The organism is Streptomyces pyxinae (genome assembly GCF_024756275.1).
Taxonomy (GTDB): domain Bacteria; phylum Actinomycetota; class Actinomycetes; order Streptomycetales; family Streptomycetaceae; genus Streptomyces; species Streptomyces pyxinae.
Genome location: NZ_JANUGQ010000004.1, coordinates 1 through 19914 on the forward strand (window position 1 = coordinate 1; position 19914 = coordinate 19914).

Consider the following 19914-nt stretch of genomic DNA (forward strand, 5'->3'; position numbering starts at 1 on the left):
ACCACGGGGTCGTCGTCCTCGGCGGGTGCGACGGCCGCCTCCGGTGCGGCGGTGACGGCACGGCCGGTGATCCCGGTGTGCAACTGCCGCGCCAGCGCCTCGGCGTTGGGGTGGTCGAAGACCAGGGTGGGAGACAGGGCGAGCCCGGTCTCGGCATGGAGCCGGTTGCGCAGCTCCACCGCGGTCAGGGAGTCGAAGCCCAGATCCTTGAAGGCTCGATCGGACTCCACCTCGGCGGCCCCGCCATGGCCGAGCACGGCCGCCGCGTGGGTGCGCACCAGGTCGACCAGCAGGGTGTGCTGCTCGGTCTCCGGCAGCCTCGCGAGGCGAGCGGCCAGCGGCGAGGCGGCGGCCGGGCCGGGCTCATCGGAGGCTGGGCCGACCCCGCTCGGGACCGGCCCGGCCTCCGGAAGGTCACCGAGCAGCGCACTGGGACGGCTCAGGGTGAACGGGGGCAGGAAGCGCTCCCAGTCGACATCGGCCACGGTCACGGTCGCCTCGCCCGAGTCCAGCGCCTGCCGCAGGGCGGCCACGGCGAGCTCGGCGGGCATCGGGACCAGACCCCGGCGGCGCAGTCGTGCGTCCGCGCCTTCGCTCTCGGCCATGCCCCCGCCGGCCCAGGGCCCCCAGGCCACGGCGGTCGCGGGCAGGCCCTGGGCCCGCCGTCGTTCGGCGAGCCCGTCGAGCAGAGCGTTGGCCGCCGCGTAGGCGGCCTGATGGCCGCTGCCCCACACACCGGCGATGGAGGAGAACAGCACAAAGGCGTCCAGCTCCTGGCCGGCGAGGAGCGCGTCGAGGTGCAGGGCACCGGCCGCCTTGGCGGACAGCACCTCCGCGAAGGAGCCCGGTGTCATGGCGTCCAGCGGCTCCAGGTGGTCGACCCCTGCCGTGTGGACGACGGCGTTCACCGGATGCTCGGCCAGCAGCGCCGCCAGCGCCTCACGGTCGGCCACATCACACGCCACCACCGTCACCCGGACCCCCAACGCCTCCAGCTCGGCCGTGAGAGCCGCCGCACCGGGCGCCTCAGGACCCCGCCGACCGGCAAGCACCAGATGCCCGGCACCCGCACCCGCCAGCCAGCGGGCCACATGACCCCCCAGCGCACCCGTACCACCGGTGACCAGCACCGTGCCACGCGGCGACCAGCCGTGCCCGGTACCGGCGTCGGGGCGAGTGGCGGCATGGGACAGCCTGCGGGCGAACACGCCCCGGGCCCGGATCGCCACCTGATCCTCGGCCGGCCGGCCCGCAGCCGATCCACCCGCTGTCGATCCGCCCGGTGCCGATCCACCCGCTGTCGGCCCGTCCTGCGCCCGACCGTCCGCCGTCCGCTGCCCGAGGACCGCGGCGAGGCGGCCCGTTATCCGGTCGTCGATCAGGTCCGGGAGGTCCACCAGACCGCCCCAGCGCCGCGCATGCTCCAGCGCCACCACCCGGCCCAGCCCCCAGACCGCGTGCTGGACGGCGCCCGGCACCGCGTCCGAGCGACCGGTGGACACCGCCGACCTGGTCAGCACCCACAACGGGGCGTCGACACCGGCGTCGCCCAGGGCCTGGACCAGCGCCAGGGACAGGGCGGTACCGACGGAGAGGGCCGGGTGCCCGGGGTGGGGTCGCTCATCGGTGCCGAGCAGCGAGATCACACCCCGGACCGGGCTCTCTCCGACGGCGTCCCGGAGCTGCCGCAGCAGCGCGTCGCGGTCGGCCGCCGGGTCGACGGCCACCCGGATCAGCCGGGCCCCACGGGCGGTGAGCCCGGCCGCGACGGCGGCGGCCCACTCGGCACCCGGGGCGTCCACCGTGTCCGAGGCGTCCGAGGCGTGCCCGGCACCCTCACCTGTCCTGGTCACCTCGCCGCCCTCGGCGTCCCCCGGAGTGAGGAACAGCCAGTCACCGGGCAGTTCACCCGCCCGGAGGCCGCTCAGCGGCTTCCAGCCCGTGCGGTAGGACCAGCTGTCCGCCAGGGTCTCCCGGCGCCGCTGCCGCCGCCAGGCGGACAGCCGGGGCAGTACCGCGTCCAGGTGTTCGGCGGGCAGGTCGAGGGCGGTGGCGAGGGACTGGGCGTCCTCGCGCTCCACCGTCTCCCAGAAGTCCGCCTCCGCCGGGTCGGCCCCCGCGACGGCGGCGGTGGGCGTGGTGGTCTCCAGCCAGTACCGCCGGTGCTGGAAGGCGTAGGTGGGCAGCTTCGTACGGCGGGCGCCCCGGCCGGCGAAGAAGGCGGCCCAGTCGACCGGCACGCCGTGCATATGGAGCCGCGCGACGGCGTTGGTGATCGCCTCGGGCTCGGGCATGCCGGTCCGCGCGACGGGCACGGTGACCGCGCCGTCCAGGCAGCCCTGCGCCAGGGCGCTCAGCACTCCGCCGGGGCCGACCTCCACGAAACTGGTCACGCCCAGCTCATTCAGGGTCCGTACCCCGTCGGCGAAGCGCACCGCCTCCCGCACATGCCGCACCCAGTAGCCGGCGGTGTACTCCTCGATGAGCCGACCGGTCACATTGGAGACGACCGGAATCCCGGGCCGCCCGAAACGCAACCCCTCGGCCACCCGGGCGAACTCCGCCAGCATCGGCTCCATCAACGACGAATGAAACGCGTGGCTCACCTTCAGCCGGGGAGTCTTCCGGCCCAGCGCGGCGAACCCACCCGCGACGGCCAGCACGGCATCCTCGTCACCGGAAATCACCACCGCAGAAGGCCCGTTGACCGCCGCGACACTCACCCCCTCGGTGAGCGCCGACAGCACCTCCTCCTCCGTCGCCTCCACCGCCACCATCGCCCCACCACCCGGCAGCGCCTCCATCAACCGAGCACGCGCCGACACCAGCGCGGCCGCGTCCTCCAGCGACAACACCCCCGCCACATGAGCGGCAGCGACCTCCCCCACCGAATGACCACCGAGGTAATCCGGCCGGACACCCCACGACTCCAGCAGGCGGTGGACGGCGATCTCGTGGGCGAACAGGGCGGGTTGGGTGAAGGCGGTACGGTGCAGCTCATCGCCGTCCGGGTCGAAGGCCACCTCCCGCAGCGGCCGGTCCAGGTGCCGGTCGAGATGGGCGCACACCTGGTCGTACGCCTCCGCGAAGGCCGGAAAGGCCTCGTACAGCTCACGTCCCATGCCGGGTCGCTGCGAGCCCTGCCCCGAGAAGAGGAACCCGACCTGACCGGAGCCGGCACGGCCGCGTACGACTCCGGGGGCGGGCGCCCCCGCGGCCAGGGCTCGCAGACCCTCGGCCATCCGGTCCCGGTCGGCACCGGTCACGGCGGCGCGATGCTCCAGCGCGGCCCGGCCGGTGGCCAGCGAGAGACCCACATCGGCGAGGGACGGCCCGTTCTCCTCGGCCGTACCCGAGGCCCCGGTGGCACCAGCACCTTCCGGGACTTCGGCGCCTGCCGCGGCTCCGGGGCTTTCCGGGACCCCGGTGCCTTCCCCGACCAGGGACAGCAGGCGCTCGGCCTGGGCCCGCAGCGCGGCCTCGGAGGTGCCGGAGAGCACCCAGGGCACGGTCGCCGGGGCGGTCTCGGCCGGGGTGACGGCGGGCAGTTCGAGGGCCGGGGCCTGCTCGATGATGGTGTGGGCATTGGTGCCGCTCACCCCGAAGGAGGAGACCGCCGCCCGGCGCGGGTGGCCGGTCTCCGGCCACTCCATCGCCTCGGTCAGCAGCCGGACTTCACCGGCCGACCAGTCCACATGCGGCGAAGGCTCCGCCGCGTGCAGCGTGCGCGGCAGCACGCCGTGGCGCATCGCCATCACCATCTTGATCACCCCGGCGACACCGGAGGCCGCCTGGGCATGGCCGATGTTGGACTTCAACGAGCCCAGCCACAGGGGTCGTTCCGCCGGCCGCTCCCGGCCGTAGGTGGCGATCAGCGCCTGCGCCTCGATCGGATCACCCAGTGTGGTACCGGTGCCGTGCGCCTCCACCGCGTCGATCTCGCCCTCGGTCAGCCCGGCGGAGGCCAGGGCCTGGCGGATCACCCGCTGCTGAGCGGGGCCGTTGGGGGCGGTGAGACCATTGGAGGCGCCGTCCTGGTTGACCGCGCTGCCGCGCACCACCGCCAGCACCTCATGACCATGGCGTACGGCGTCGGAGAGCCGCTCCACCAGCACCACGCCCACGCCCTCGGCCCAGCCGGTACCGTCCGCACCCGCGCCGAACGCCTTGCACCGGCCGTCCGGCGACAGCCCACGCTGCCGGCTGAACTCCACGAACGCGGCCGGCACGGCCATGACGTTCACACCGCCCGCGACGGCCATCGTGGACTCACCGCTGCGCAGCGACTGGATGGCCAGATGCAGGGCGACCAGCGACGACGAGCAGGCCGTGTCCACGGTGACGGCCGGGCCCTCCAGACCGAACGAGTAGGCCACGCGCCCGGAGACGACGCTCGCGGCGCTGCCGGTGAGCAGATGGCCCTCGACACCTTCCGGGACCTGCGGGAGGCCGGCGCCGTACCCCTGGTAGGACATACCGACGAAGACGCCGGTGCGGCTGCCCTGCAGGGAGGCCGGGTCGATGCCGGCCCGCTCGAACGCCTCCCAGGACGCCTCAAGGAGCAGCCGCTGCTGCGGGTCCATCGCCAGCGCCTCGCGGGGCGAGATCCCGAACAGCGCGGCGTCGAAGTCGCCGGCGTCGTAGAGGAAGCCGCCGTCGCGGGCGTAGGTCCTGCCGGGGGTGCCCGGGTCGGGGTCGTACAGGTTCTCGATGTCCCAGCCCCGGTCCTCGGGGAAGCCCCCGATGGCGTCGCCGCCGGTCATCACCAGCCGCCACAGTTCCTCGGGCGAGCCGACGCCACCGGGGAGGCGGCAGCTCATGGCCACGATCGCGATGGGGTCCTGGTCGTCGGTGGCGGCGGCCGGGCTCCGTTCCTGCGGTGCGGCAGGCGGTGAACCGAGCAGTTCGGCGCGGAGGTAACGGGCCAGGGCCGTGGCGTTCGGACAGTCGAACACCAGGGTGGTGGGCAGCCTCAGACCGGTCTCGGCCGTGAGCTTGTTGCGCAGATCGACGGCGGTGAGCGAGTCGAAGCCGAGGTCGTTGAAGGCCCGGCCGGCCTCCACCGCCGTCGCGCCGTCGTGGCCGAGCACGGCGGCGGCGTGCGTACGGACGAGGTCCACCAGCGCCCGGTCCTGCTCACCGGCCGGGAGCCCGGCCAGTTTCGCGGCGAGCGACTCGCCGGCCCCGGTGCCACCGGGGGCCGGGGCGTCCAGGGCGCGGCGCGCCTCGGGCACCTCGGAGAGCAGGGCGCTGGGGCGGCCGACGGTGAACGGGCCGATGAACCGCTCCCAGTCGAAGTCCGCGACGGTCAGGGTGGTCTCGTCGTCGGCAAGCGCCTGCTGGAGCGCGGAGACCGCGAGGGCGGGCCGCATGGGCGGCAGGCCCCGGCGGCGCAGCATCTCCTCGCCGTCCCCGACCCCGGCCATGCCGCCCTCGGCCCAGCCGCCCCAGGAGACGGCGAGCGCGGTACGTCCTCGCCCCCTCCGGTGCTCGGCGAGGGCGTCCAGATAGGCGTTGGCCGCCGCGTAGGCGCTCTGTCCGGCGCCGCCCCAGATGCCCGCACCGGAGGAGAACAGGACGAACGCGTCGAGTTCCCGATCGCCCAGCAGTTCATCCAGATAGGTGGCGCCGGCCGCCTTCGCCGCCACCGTACGGGCGAGGCCGGCCGGGTCGGAGTCCTCGATCATGGTGTGGTCACCGACACCGGCGGCATGCACGACGGCGTTGACGGGGTGTTCCGCCAGCAGCGCCCGGAGAGCCTCCCGGTCGGCCGCGTCACAGGCCACCACGGTCGCGGTCGCGCCCAGTTCCGCCAGCTCCGCGACGAGTTCGGCGGCGCCGGGCGCGTCGGGGCCGCGCCGGCCGGTGAGTACCAGGTGCTCGGCACCCGCGCCCGCCAGCCAGCGGGCCACATGACCGCCCAGCGCACCCGTACCACCGGTGATCAGCACCGTGCCGCGCGGCGACCACTCCCGGCCGGGTGCGGTGGCGCGGGTGGCCCGGACGAGCCGCCGTCCGAACACGCCCGAGGCGCGCACCGCCACCTGGTCCTCGGTCACCCCGCTCTCGGCCGCCCCGGCGCCGACTGCCCGGTCCTTGGCCGCCCGGTTCTCGGCCGCCCCGCCGGCGGCCGTCCGGCCGAGGACGGCGACCACCCGGGCCGCGGTGCGGGCGTCCAGCTCCTCGGGGAGGTCGAGCAGACCGCCCCAGCGCTGTGGGTACTCCAGTGCCGCCGCCCGGCCGAATCCCCAGATCTGCGCCTGGAGCGGCCGGTTCAGCCGGTCGGAACGGCCGGTGGACACCGCACCGCGGGTGGCGCACCACAGCGGCGCCTCCACACCAGCGTCACTGAGCGCCCGCACCAGGCAGAGGGTCGAGGCCAGGCCGCTCGACAGGCCGGGGTGACCGGCCGAGGCGTCCTCGTCCTCCGCGAGCAGCGACAGCACACCGGCCACCGGGCCCACGGCCACCAGTTCACGGGCCAGCGTTTCCTGGTCGGTACCGGGCGCGGCGACGAGCGTCGCCAGTTCCAGCCCGCGCCCGCCGAGCGCGTCGCGGACCGAGGCGGCCCACTCGCTCTCCCCGGCCACCACGAGCAGCCAGGTCCCGGACGCACCGGGCCCCGGGAGCACTCCGAGCGGCTTCCAGGTGACGCGGTACCGCCAGCCGTCGACCACGGACTCCTCGCGGCGCCGGCGGCGCCATGCGGACAGCCGGGGCAGCAGCGCGCTCAGCGACGTGTCCGCGCCGACGCCCAGGGTCGCGGCGAGGGACTCCACGTCCTCCCGCTCCACGGTGTCCCAGAACCCCGAGTCGGCCGCGTCCGCCGGAGTGCCGGCGACGGCGGCGTTGTCCTCCTCTCCCGCCAGCCAATACCGCTCGCGCTGGAAGGCATAGGTGGGCAGATCGACCCGTCGTGCCCCGGGAAACAGCGCCCGCCAGTCCGGGGAGACGCCGTGCGCATGGAGCTCCGCGAGCGCGGTGACCACAGCCCGCCGCTCGGGACGGTCCCCCCGCAGTACGGGGACGGTGACCACGCCGCCGTCGCCCAGGCACCCCTGCGTCAGGGCGCTCAGTACGCCCCCGGGCCCGATCTCCAGGAAGGTGGTGACCCCCAGCTCATGCAGGGTCCGTACCCCGTCCGCGAAACGCACCGCCTCCCGCACATGCCGCACCCAATACTCCGGCGTGTACGACTCCGCCAGCGCACCCGTCAGGTTCGACACCACCGGAATACGGGGCTCGTGATACGTCAGCCCGGCCACCACCCGACCGAACTCCACCAACATCGGCTCCATCAACGGCGAATGGAACGCATGGCTCACCTGGAGACGACTGGTCCTACGACCCTGCCGGGCGAAGAGCTCAGCGATCTCCGCCACGGCCTCCTCAGCACCCGAAACCACCACCGACCGAGGACCGTTGACCGCCGCCACCCCGACCCCCTCCATCAGCAGCGGCACCACCTCCTCCTCGGCCGCCTCCACCGCCACCATCGCCCCGCCACTCGGCAACGCCTGCATCAACGCAGCCCGCGCCGACACCAGCGTGGCCGCATCCTCCAGCGACAACACCCCCGCCACATGCGCGGCCGCGACCTCCCCCACCGAATGACCCGCCACAAAATCCGGCCGGACACCCCACGACTCCAACAACCGGAACAACGCCACCTCGACCGCGAACAGAGCGGGCTGAGCCGACCCCGTCCGGTGCAGTTCCTCCGAGTCCACATCGACCGGAACGTCCAGCCGCGCGCACACCTCGTCGTACGCCTCCGCGAACACCGGGAAGGCCGCATACAACTCGCGCCCCATGCCGATCCGCTGCGCACCCTGTCCCGAGAACAGGAAACCGACCTTGCCCCCGGAACGAGCTCGTCCCAGCGTCAGATTGGCCGCCGGTTCGCCTGCGGCAAGGGCGGAGAGCGCCTGCCGGAGCTCGTCCGAGCCCTCCGCCAGCAGCACCGCGCGGTTCTCGAATGTCTCCCGGGCGGCGAGGGAGCGACCGATGTCGGCAGCCGTCCATCCGCCCCGCGTGTCGAGCCAGTCGGCCAGTCGGGCGGCTTGGGCGCGCAGTGCCGCCTCGGTCCTGCCGGAGAGCACCCAGGGCAAAGGGCCGTCGGCAGCAGCCTCCCGGGACTTCTCGACGGCCACCGGCGGTGCCTGCTCGATGATGGTGTGGGCGTTGGTGCCGCTGACGCCGAAGGAGGAGACCGCCGCGCGACGGGGGCGGCCGGTCTCCGGCCACTCCATCGCCTCGGTCAGCAGCCGGACTTCACCGGCCGACCAGTCCACATGCGGCGAAGGCTCCTCGACATGCAACGTGCGCGGCAACAGGCCGTGGCGCATCGCCATCACCATCTTGATCACACCCGCCACCCCGGCAGCCGCCTGAGTGTGACCGATATTCGACTTCAGCGACCCCAGCCAGAGCGGCCGGCCCTCCGGACGACCCTGACCATAGATCGCGATCAGCGCCTGGGCCTCGATCGGATCACCCAGCGTCGTCCCCGTGCCATGCGCCTCCACCACATCCACATCACCCGACACCAACCCGGCCGAGGCCAACGCCCCCCGGATCACCCGCTGCTGAGCCGGACCGTTCGGCGCCGTCAGACCATTCGACGCACCGTCCTGGTTCACCGCGCTGCCCCGCACCACCGCGAGAACCTCATGCCCGTGGCGTACGGCATCGGAGAGCCGCTCCACCAGCACCACACCTACGCCCTCGGCCCAGCCGGTACCGTCCGCACCCGCGCCGAACGCCTTGCACCGGCCGTCCGGCGACAGCCCACGCTGCCGGCTGAACTCCACAAACACACTCGGACTGGCCATCACGGTCACACCACCGGCCAGCGCCATCGAGCACTCACCACTGCGCAGCGACTGCACCGCCAGATGCAACGCCACCAACGACGACGAACAAGCCGTGTCGATCGTGACCGCCGGACCCTCCAGACCGAAGGTGTAGGCCACCCGGCCGGAGACGACGCTGGACGCGCCGCCGACCAGCCGGTGTCCCTCGACGCCCTCCGGCGTCCGGCGCACCTCCGCCCCGTAGCCCTGGTAGGCCATGCCGATGAAGACACCGGTCCGGCTGCCGCGCAGCTGGGCGGGGGTGAGCCCGGCCCGCTCGAATACCTCCCAGGACGCCTCCAGCAGCACTCGCTGCTGCGGGTCCATCGCCAGCGCCTCGCGCGGCGAGATCCCGAAGAAGCCGGCGTCGAAGTCGGCCGCCTCGTACAGGAAGCCGCCGTCGCGGGCGTAGGTCGTGCCGGGGCGCTCGGGATCGGGGTCGTACAGCGCCTCGATGTCCCAGCCACGGTCCACCGGGAACCCGGAGATGGCGTCACCGCCGGAGGTCACCAGGTCCCACAGGGCTTCGGGGCTGTCGACGCCGCCGGGGAGATGGCAGCTCATCGCCACGATGGCGATGGGCTCGTCGTCGGTGGCGACCGGGTGCGGTCCCTGTGGCGCGGTGGTCTCCGTGCCGAGCAGCTCGGTCCCCAGGAGACGGGCGAGAGCTGAGGGGTTGGGGTGGTCGAAGACCAGGGTGGGCGGCAACGCGAGACCGGTCGCCGTGTTGATCCGGTCGCGGAGTTCGACGGCGGTCAGGGAGTCGAAGCCGAGGTCCTTGAACGCCCGGTCGGGCTCGATCTCGGTGGGCGAGGAGTGGCCCAGGACGGCCGCGACCTGTGCGCGTACCAGGTCGGTCAGGGTCTGGGCGCGCTCGGCCTCCGGCAGCCCGGCGAGCCGGGCCGTCAGGGACGCGGCGTTCCCGGCGGCGGCCGGTGCGGCGTCCCCGGAGCCGGTGGCGCCGCGCACCTCGGGCAACTCGGACAGCAGGGCGCTCGGGCGGGCCAGGGTGAACGGTCCGATGAACCGCTCCCAGTCGATGTCGGCCACCACAACCGTGGGGTCGTCGCACTCCAGGGCGCGCCGGAGCGCGGTCACGGCGCGGGCGGCGGGCAGGGTGACGACGCCCCGGCGGCGCAGTTGCTCCTCGTCGGCGTCGGTGACCATGCCGCCGTCGGCCCAGGGGCCCCAGGCGATCGCGGTGGCCGTCAGCCCGTTGGCCCGACGCCGCGTGGCGAGCCCGTCGAGGAAGGCGTTGCCGGCCGCGTAGGCGGTCTGGTGACCACTGCCCCACACCCCGGCGATCGAGGAGAAGAGAACGAAGGCGTCCAGCTCCTGGTCACCGAGCAGTTCATCCAGGTGCGCCGCGCCGGCCGCCTTCGCCTCCAGTGCCCGGGCGAAGTCGGCCGGGGTCAGCGTGTCGAAGGGGGCGAACTGTGCCGTACCCGCCGCGTGGAAGACGGAGGTGAAGGTGTGCTCGGCGAGCACCGCCGCCACCGCGTCGCGGTCGGCCACATCGCACATGGCGAGGGTGACCCGTGCTCCCAGCGCCTCCAGTTCGACCTTGAGGGCCGCCGCGCCGGGCGCGTCCGGGCCGCGCCGGCCGGCGAGCACCAGATGCTCGGCCCCTGCACCGGCGAGCCAGCGGGCGACATGACCGCCCAGCGCCCCCGTGCCGCCGGTGATCAGTACGGTGCCGTGCGGCGACCAGGGCCGGCCGGCGCCGCCGCGGGCAGGGGCGAGCCGGGCGGTGAACACCCCGGACGCCCGGACGGCGACCTGGTCCTCCGCGCTGCCGGTGCCCTGGCTCAGCACGGCGGCGAGCCGGCCGGCGGCGCGCTCGTCCATGGTCAGCGGCAGGTCGATCAGGCCGCCCCAGCGCCGGGTGTGCTCCAGGGCCAGGGCGCGGCCGAGGCCCCAGACCTGGTTCTGCACCGCGCTGAGCGGAGCGTCGTCCGAGCGGCCGGTGGCCGCCGCGCCCCGGGTGACGCACCACAGCGGCGCGTCGATGCCCGTGTCGCCCAGCGCCTGGGCCAGCGCCACGGTTCCGGCGAGCCCCCGGGAGAGCGCGGGGTGTTCGGGCGAGGCGGCCTCGTCGAGCGCCAGCAGTGACAGCACTCCGTCGACCCGGCCGAGCCCGTCGCTCTCCGCCACGACTCGGGTCAGCTCGGCCGCGAAGGACTCCCGTCCGGCGTCCGCGCCGACCGCCAGCGGGACCAGCCGCGCGCCGCGTCCCGCGAGGGCCGCCCGGATCGTCTCGGCCCACGCGTCGCCCTCGGGCGCGGCGAACAGCCAGTTGCCGCCGGCGAGGTCGCCGGCGGGCAGCCCGTTCAACGGCTGCCAGGCCAGCTGGTAGCGCCAGCCGTCCACCGCGGACTGTTCGCGTCGCTGCCGCCGCCAAGCCGACAACTTGGGTACGACGGCGTCCAGTTCCTCGGCGCTCAGCCCCAGAGTGGCGGCGAGCGACTGGGCGTCCTCCCGCTCGACGCTCGCCCAGAAGTCGGCGTCCACCGCGTCCACGACCGCCGCTCCGGCCTCGGGGGCGTCCAGCCAGAAACGCCGCTCCTGGAAGGCGTACGTCGGCAGATCGACCCTTCGCGCGCCGGGGAAGAGTGCCCGCCAGTCCAAGGAGACGCCCTGGACGTGCAGTTCCGCGAGCGCGGTGGCGACGGCCCGCGTCTCGGGGCGGTCGGCGCGCAGCACCGGCACGGTGGCGACACCGTCCACACAGCCCTGCGCCATACCGCTGAGCACCCCGCCGGGCCCGACCTCCACGAACGTCGTCACACCCAGCTCGTGGAGGGTCCGTACCCCGTCCGCGAAACGCACCGCCTCCCGGACATGCCGCACCCAGTACTCGGCGGTGTACGACTCCGCCACCTCACCCGTGAGGTTCGACACCACCGGGATCCGGGGCTCGTGGTACGTCAGCCCGGCCACCACCCGGCCGAACTCCGCCAACATCGGCTCCATCAACGGCGAATGAAACGCATGGCTCACCTGAAGACGACTGGTCCTACGACCCTGCCGGGCGAAGAGCTCAGCGATCTCCGCCACCGCGTCCTCAGCCCCCGAAACCACCACCGACCGGGGGCCGTTGACCGCTGCCACCCCGACCCCCTCCGTCAGCAGCGGCACCACCTCCTCCTCGGCCGCCTCCACCGCCACCATCGCCCCACCCACCGGCAACGCCTGCATCAACCGAGCCCGCGCCGACACCAACCGTGCCGCATCCTCCAGCGACAACACCCCCGCCACATGAGCGGCAGCGACCTCCCCCACCGAATGACCCGCCACGAAGTCCGGCCGGACACCCCACGACTCCAACAACCGGAACAACGCCACCTCAACCGCGAACAGAGCGGGCTGAGCCGACCCCGTCCGGTGCAGTTCCTCCGAGTCGACATCGACCGGAGCGTCCAGCCGCGCGCACACCTCGTCGTACGCCTCCGCGAACACCGGGAACGCGTCATACAACTCCCGCCCCATACCGACCCGCTGCGCACCCTGTCCCGAGAACAGGAACCCGGTCTTCTCCCCGGTGCGGGACGCGTTGCAGACCACGGCAGCGGACGGCGTGCCCGACGCCAGTGCCCGTACTCCTTCGGTGAGTTCGGCCAGGTTCTCACCGACGACGGCCGCCCGGGTGTCCCAGGCGGTACGTGTGGTGGCGAGGGAGAAGCCGATGTCGGCCGGCGACCGGTCGGGGCCGTCCGCCAGGAAGGAGAGCAGGCGCTCGGCCTGGGCCCGCAGTGCCGCCTCGTTCCTGGCCGAGAGCACCCACGGAAGCGTGGGCAGCGCACCGGCGGCAGCGATCCCGTCGGCCCCGTCGATGGTCTGGCCGGCGGGCTCGTCGTCGACGGCCGGGGCCTGCTCGATGATGGTATGGGCGTTGGTGCCACTGACCCCGAAGGACGAGACGGCCGCACGGCGGGGGCGGTCCGATTCGGGCCAGGGGACGGCCTCGGTGAGCAGCCTGACCCCACCGGCCGACCAGTCGACCTGGGGGGACGGCTCGTCCACATGCAGCGTCTGCGGCAGCACACCGTTGCGGATGGCCATCACCATCTTGATCACACCGGCGACACCGGAAGCCGCCTGGGTGTGACCGATGTTGGACTTGATCGAGCCCAGCCACAGCGGCCGGTCGCCCGGGTGTTCCTGGCCGTAGGTGGCGAGCAGCGCCTCCGCCTCGATCGGGTCGCCGAGGGTGGTGGCCGTGCCGTGCGCCTCCACCGCGTCCACCTGGGAGGCGGTGAGCCGGGCGTTCTCCAGCGCCTGCTGGATCACCCGTACCTGCGAGGGACCGTTCGGCGCGGTGAGGCCATTGGAGGCGCCGTCCTGGTTGACGGCGCTCCCCCGGATGACGGCCAGTACCTCATGGCCGTTGCGGCGGGCGTCGGACAGCCGTTCCAGCAGGAGCACTCCGACACCCTCGGACATACTGGTGCCGTCGGCGGTGGACGAGAACGCGCGGCAGCGGCCGTCGGGCGAGAGACCGCGCTGGGCGCTGAAGGCGATGAAGGTGTTCGGTGTGGCCATCACGGTCACCCCGCCCGCCAGGGCGAGCGAGCACTCGCCCCGGCGCAGCGCCTGGGCGGCCAGGTGGAGCGCCACCAGCGAGGACGAGCACGCGGTGTCGACGGTGACGGCCGGGCCTTCGAGGCCGAGGGCGTACGAGATGCGGCCGGACACCACGGCGGCGGTGTTGGCGGTGACGAGATGGGCCTCGATGTCGCTGTCGCCCTGTCGCTGGAGGTAGGCGTGGTCCTGGCCGTTGGTGCCGACGAAGACTCCGGCCCGGGTGCCGCGTGCGGTGGTGGGGTCGATGCCGGCGCGCTCGAACGCTTCCCAGGAGGTCTGGAGCAGCAGCCGCTGCTGTGGGTCCATGACCAGGGCCTCGCGGGGGGATATCCCGAAGAACCCCGGGTCGAAGTCGGCGGCACCGTCCAGGAAGCCGCCCTCGCGCACATACGTCCGGCCGGTGCGCCCGGGCTCGGGGTCGTAGAGCGTGTCCAGGTCCCACCCCCGGTCGGCGGGAAATCCGGACACCGCGTCGCCGCCCGAGGAGACCAGTCGCCACAGGTCCTCGGGCGAACCGACGCCGCCCGGGTAGCGGCAGGCCATCCCGACGACGGCGATGGGCTCGGTGTCCTTCTCCTCCAGCTCACCCAGCTGCCTGCGGGTCTGGCGCAGGTCCACCATCACGCGCTTGAGGTAGTCCCTGAGCTTGTCGTCGTTCGACATGTTTTACGTCCTCGGTAGCAGTGCGTGCGAAGAGTCGGAGAAGCTGAAGGAGCCGAAAGAATCGAAGGAACCGAAGGAACCGAAGAGTTCGCCGGAGACGACCCGGCGAAGATCCGCCGCAGATTCCTCGGAAATCCGTCGGAGGTCTGCCAGCGATCCGCCAGCGATCCGTCGGATCCGCCGAATGAGTCAGAGCGAGCCGAGCTCGCGGTCGATGAGGTCGAACATCTCGTCGTCGGTGGCCGCGTCGATCCGGTCGAGATCGGGGTCATGACCGGGGCCGGAGTAGGCGCCGGCAGCGGTGACATCGGCGGTGCGGGAGGCGTTCGCCGTGCCGGTGGTGCCGGTCCCGGTGTCCCGGTGGGTGTCGGTCCACCTCCAGAGCAGCGCCTTGAGCCGGGCGGTCACCTTGTCCCGTACCGCGTCCTCCGGAGCGAGTGCGGCCAACTGGGCCTCCAAGCGGTCCAGTTCGTCGAGCACCGGTGGGGTCACGGCGGCGAGGTCGAGGACCAGCTCCTTGTGCAGCAACCGGGCGATCGCGACCGGGGTGGGGTGGTCGAAGACCAGGGTGGGCTTGAGCCGGAGCCCGGTAGCGGCCTTGAGCCGGTTGCGGAGCTCCACCGCCGTCAGGGAGTCGAAGCCGATGTCCCGGAAGGCCGTGCCGGGCTCGATCCGGGCCGCGTCGGCATGGCCCAGCGCGGCGGCCGCCTGGTTGCGCACCAGGTCCAGCAGGGCCTTCTCCTGATCGGCCTCCGGCAGCCCGGCGAGGCGGCGGGCCGGCGCGGGCGGCCCCATGGTCGCGGCGGCCGCGCCGGCCGCGCCGCCCGGGTCGCCCACCAGGTCGCGGAAGACCGCCGGGAGCAGGCCGGCCCGGGCCATGGAGCGCAGCCCCGGCAGATCCAGCCGGACCGGGACGACCACCGGCCGGTCCACGCCGAGGCAGGCGTCGAACAGGGCCAGCCCCTCGGAGGAGGTGAACGGTACGACTCCGGCGCGGCCCATCCTGTCCCGGTCGGCGTCGGTGATCCGGTCCCCCAGGCCGCCGTTCTCCGTCCACAGGCCCCAGGCCAGCGAGGTGCCGGGCAGACCGGCGGCCCGGCGCTGCCGTGCCAGCCCGTCCAGGAACGCGTTGGCCGCCGCGTAGCCCGCCGCTCCGGCGCCGCCCAGCACACCGGCCAGCGAGGAGAAGAGGACGAACGCGGAGAGGTCCAGGTCCCGGGTCAGCTCGTGCAGATGCAGCGCCCCGTCCGCCTTCGGCCGCAGCACGGTGTCCAGCCGCTCCGGGGTCAGGGCGGTGATCACACCGTCGTCCAGGGCCGCCGCCGCGTGCACCACGGCCACGAGCGGGTGCTCGGCCGGGACCGAGGCCAGCAGCTCCACGAGGGCACTCCGGTCCGCGATGTCGCAGGCCGCCACGTCCACGTGCGTCCCCGAGCCGGTGAGTTCGGCGACGAGTTCCCCGATTCCGTCGGCCGTGGCACCGCGACGGCTGACCAGCAGCAGCCGCCGAGCGCCGCGCTCGGTCACGAGGTGCCGGGCGAGCGACTGGCCGAGGCCGCCGGTCGCCCCCGTGAGCAGCACGGTCCCCTCGGGATCCCACGCCGGACCATCGGGGCCGGCGTCCGGGGCGTCCCGGCCCTCCGGGGCATCGGGGGTCTCCGGCGCGGCGACCGGAACGAGACGCGGTACGAACAGCTTGCCGCCGCGCACCGCGGCCTGTGGCTCGTCCAGGGCGACGAGCGCCGCCGCGAGTGCGGGGCCCACGGCGCCGCCCGCGACCGAGTCGTCCGCGTCCAGTAGCAGCAGGCGGTCCGGGTGTTCGGCCTGGGCCGACTTCACCAGTCCGGTGAGCGCGGTGTGTGCCGGGTCGGGCGCGGCGCCGGGCAGCTCGACCGCTCCACGGGTCAGCACCACCAGCCGCGCGTCCCCGAACCGTTCGTCGGTGACCCACTCCTGGACGGCGGACAGCACACCGGCCAGCAGAGCCCGTGTCGCCGGGGCGGTGTGGCCCTCGCCCCGGGCGCAGGGCAGCAGCACGTGGGCGGGCGGGGTCGCACCGTCGTCGATCGCCTCGCGGAGCGCGGCGAGAGCGGCGGCCGGGTCCTCACCGTCGAGGACGGGCCAGGCGGGCTCCGGTCCGGTGGCCGGTGCCCCGGTGTGCTCGACCCAGTCGACCGTGAACATCCAGTTCCGGTGCGCCACCCGTGAGGCCAGCACCTGCTGCGGGGAGACCGTACGGGTGTGCACCGACGCCACCGAGGCGACCGGAGCGCCGTCGGCGTCGGCCAGTTCCACGGCCACCGCACCGCCGCCGGCGGGCCGGACCCGGATGCGTACGGCTCCGGCCCCCGGGGTGTGCACGGACACCCCGCTCCAGGCGTACGGCATGAGCACCTCGCCGAGCCCGTCGGTGCCCCCGGCCCGGGCGTGGAGCCGCACGGCGGCGTCCAGCAGCACCGGGTGGAGCCCGTAGCGGTCCGCCCGGTCCCGCTCCGCCGGAGGCAGTACGGCCTCGGCGTACAGCTCGTCCCCGACGCGCCAGGCGGCGGACAGCCCCGGGCAGGCCTCGGCGTCCACCGGCTCGGCGCCCGGTGGCGGCCAGCTCATCAGGTCGAACTCCGCCGCCGGAGCGTCCCGGGAGAGCTCTCCGGTGACATGGGAGACCCATGGTTCGCCGGCGCTCCCGGAGGCGGTCCGGCTGAAGACCCGTACCGACCGCCGGCCGGTGTCCTCGCCCGCGCCGATCTGCACCTGGACGCGTACGGCACCCTGGTCCGCCAGCACCAGCGGGGCGTCCAGGTGCAGGTGTTCCAGGTGCGGGAATCCTGCCTGTCGGCCCGCGTGCAGGACGAGTTCCACGAACGCGGCAACCGGCAGCACCGGCACGCCGCCGACCTGGGCTTCCGCGATCCAGGGCGGGTCGGCCGGGGAGAGCCGGCCGGTGAAGAGCAGGTCCGCTCCCCCGGCGGTCTCCACCATCGCGCCGAGCAGCGGGTGGCCGGCGGAGTCCAGGCCCGCCGAGGAGACATCGAGCGCGGCCGTGCCCTTGAGCCAGAAGCGCTCGCGCTGGAAGGCATACGTCGGCAGATCGACCTGCCGAGCACCCGGGAAGAGCGCTCGCCAGTCCGGCGAGGTCCCATGGGTGTGCAACCGGCCCAGGGCGGCGACGACCGCGTACGGCTCCGGGCGGTCGGCGCGCAGCGCGGGGACGGCGACGATCCCGGCCTCGTCCACGTTCCCGTTCTCGTCCACGTCATCCAGGCATCCCTGGGCCAGTGCGCTCAGTACGCCTCCGGGCCCGATCTCCAGGAAGGTGGTGACCCCCAGCTCGTGCAGGGTCCGTACCCCGTCCGCGAAACGCACCGCCTCCCGGACATGCCGCACCCAGTACTCCGGCGTGTACGGCTCCGCCAGCCCGCCCGTCAGGTTGGACACCACCGGAATACGGGGCTCGTGATACGTCAGCCCGGCCACCACCCGGCCGAACTCCGCCAACATCGGCTCCATCAACGGCGAATGGAACGCATGGCTCACCTGGAGACGACTGGTCCTACGACCCTGCCGGGCGAAGAGCTCAGCGATCTCCGCCACGGCCTCCTCGGCACCCGAAACCACCACCGACCGAGGGCCGTTGACCGCCGCGACCCCGACCTCGTCCGTCAGATACGGCAGCACCTCCTCCTCGGCCGCCTCCACCGCCACCATCGCCCCGCCGCCCGGCAGCGCCTGCATCAACCGAGCCCGCGCCGACACCAACGCGGCCGCGTCCTCCAGCGACAACACCCCCGCCACATGAGCGGCCGCGACCTCCCCCACCGAATGACCCGCCACAAAATCCGGCCGAACACCCCACGACTCCAACAACCGGAACAACGCCACCTCAACCGCGAACAGGGCGGGTTGAGCCGACCCCGTCTGATTCAGGGTGTCGGCGGCGACATCGACCGGAGCGTCCAGCCGCGCGCACACCTCGTCGTACGCCTCCGCGAATACCGGGAACGCGTCATACAACTCGCGCCCCATGCCGATCCGCTGCGCACCCTGTCCCGAGAACAGAAACCCGACCTTGCCCGCCGGGAGAACACGCCCCCCGACCACATCGCCGGCCGACTCCCCTGCCGCCAGGGCCTCCAGCCCCGCTCGCAGCTCGGCCAAGTCGGCGCCGACGACCACGGCCCGGTGATCCAGTGCGGATCGGGTGGTCGCCAGCGAGTAGCCCACATCGGCCGGTGGCGCCGCCATGGTGTCCACCGCCTTCAGCAGGCGCCGGGCCTGCTCGCGCAGCGCCTCTCCGGTCTTTGCGGAGAGCACCCACGGCAGCACGGCCGGGGTCCGCGCCCGCGGCGCTCCCGCAGCCGGGTCGTCAGCCGGGGCGTTCGCCGGCTCCTCCGCCGCCGGGACGGGGGCCTGCTCGATGACGACATGGGCGTTGGTACCACTGATCCCGAAGGAGGAGACACCGGCCCGGCGCGGCTGGTCCGACTCCGGCCAGCCGGCCGGCTCGGTCAGCAGCTCGACCGCGCCGGCCGACCAGTCGACCCGCGGGGTGGGCCGGTCCACGTGCAGTGTCCGCGGCAGCACTCCGTTCCGCATCGCCAGCACCATTTTCATCACGCCGGCGACCCCCGCCGCGGCCTGCGTATGGCCGAGGTTCGACTTCAGCGAGCCGACCAGCAGCGGCCGCCCGCGATCCTGTCCGTAGGTCGCCAGCAGTGCCTGCGCCTCGATCGGGTCACCGAGGCTCGTACCCGTGCCGTGCGCTTCGACGGCGTCGACCTCTTCGCCGGACAACCGGGCGTCGGCCAGCGCCTCGAGGATCACGCGCTGTTGGGAAGGACCGTTGGGCGCGGTCAGGCCGTTGGAGGCACCGTCCTGGTTCACCGCGCTGCCCCGGACGACCGCGAGCACCCGGTGGCCCAGCCGCTGGGCGTCCCGGAGCCGCTCCACCAGCAGCAGCCCGGCGCCTTCGGACCATGCGGCGCCGTCCGCCGCCGCCGCGAAGGACTTGCAGCGGCCGTCGGGGGCGAGTCCGCGTTGCCGGCTGAACTCGATGAACGCGCTCGGGCCCGCCATGACCGTGACCCCGCCGGCGAGCGCCATGGAGCACTCACCGGCGCGCAGCGCCCGTACGGCGAGGTGCAGGGCGACCAGCGAGGACGAGCAGGCGGTGTCGACGGTGACCGCCGGGCCCTCGAAGCCGAGGGTGTAGGCGATGCGCCCGGAGGCGACGCTGCCGGAGTTGCCGGTGCTGAGCAGCCCTTCGACCCCTTCGGGGAGGACACCGGGCGTGAAGCCGTAGTCGTGGTACATCAGACCGGTGAAGACCCCGGTGCGGCTCCCCTTGAGGGAGGCGGGGTCGATGCGCGCGTGCTCGAAGGCCTCCCAGGCGGTCTCCAGGAGCAGCCGCTGCTGGGGGTCCATCGCCAGCGCCTCGCGCGGCGAGATCCCGAAGAAGTCCGCGTCGAACCCGGCCGCGTCATGGAGGAAGCCGCCGTGCCGGGTGTAGACCTTGCCGGGCCGCTCGGGGTCGGGGTCGTAGAGCGCGTCCACGTCCCAGCCGCGGTTCTCGGGGAACGATGAGATCGCGTCGCGCCCCGCGTCCAGCAACTGCCACAGGTCATCAGGGGAGTTGACGCCGCCGGGGAACCGGCAGCTCATGCCCACGATCGCGACCGGCTCCTGGTCGCGGGCCTCCAGCTCGCGCACCCGCCGCCGGGCCTGGCGCAGGTCGGTGGTGGCCCGCTTGAGGTAGTCCCGGAGCTTGTCTTCGTTCATCATCGGTGTTGCCATCGGTGTTGCCCGCCCCTTTTGG

At 73.6% G+C, this 19914-nt stretch carries 1 protein-coding gene and 1 pseudogene; both read right to left on the reverse strand.

The features are described 5' to 3' along the window. On the reverse strand, positions 1-14102 hold a 14102-nt coding region (locus NX801_RS06555; protein ID WP_258786132.1), incomplete at its 3' end, for a type I polyketide synthase. A 189-nt stretch (positions 14103-14291) separates the two neighbouring features. Next, positions 14292-19862, reverse strand: a pseudogene (locus NX801_RS06560) (SDR family NAD(P)-dependent oxidoreductase); the annotation flags it as partial. Positions 19863-19914: the final 52 nt, after the last annotated feature.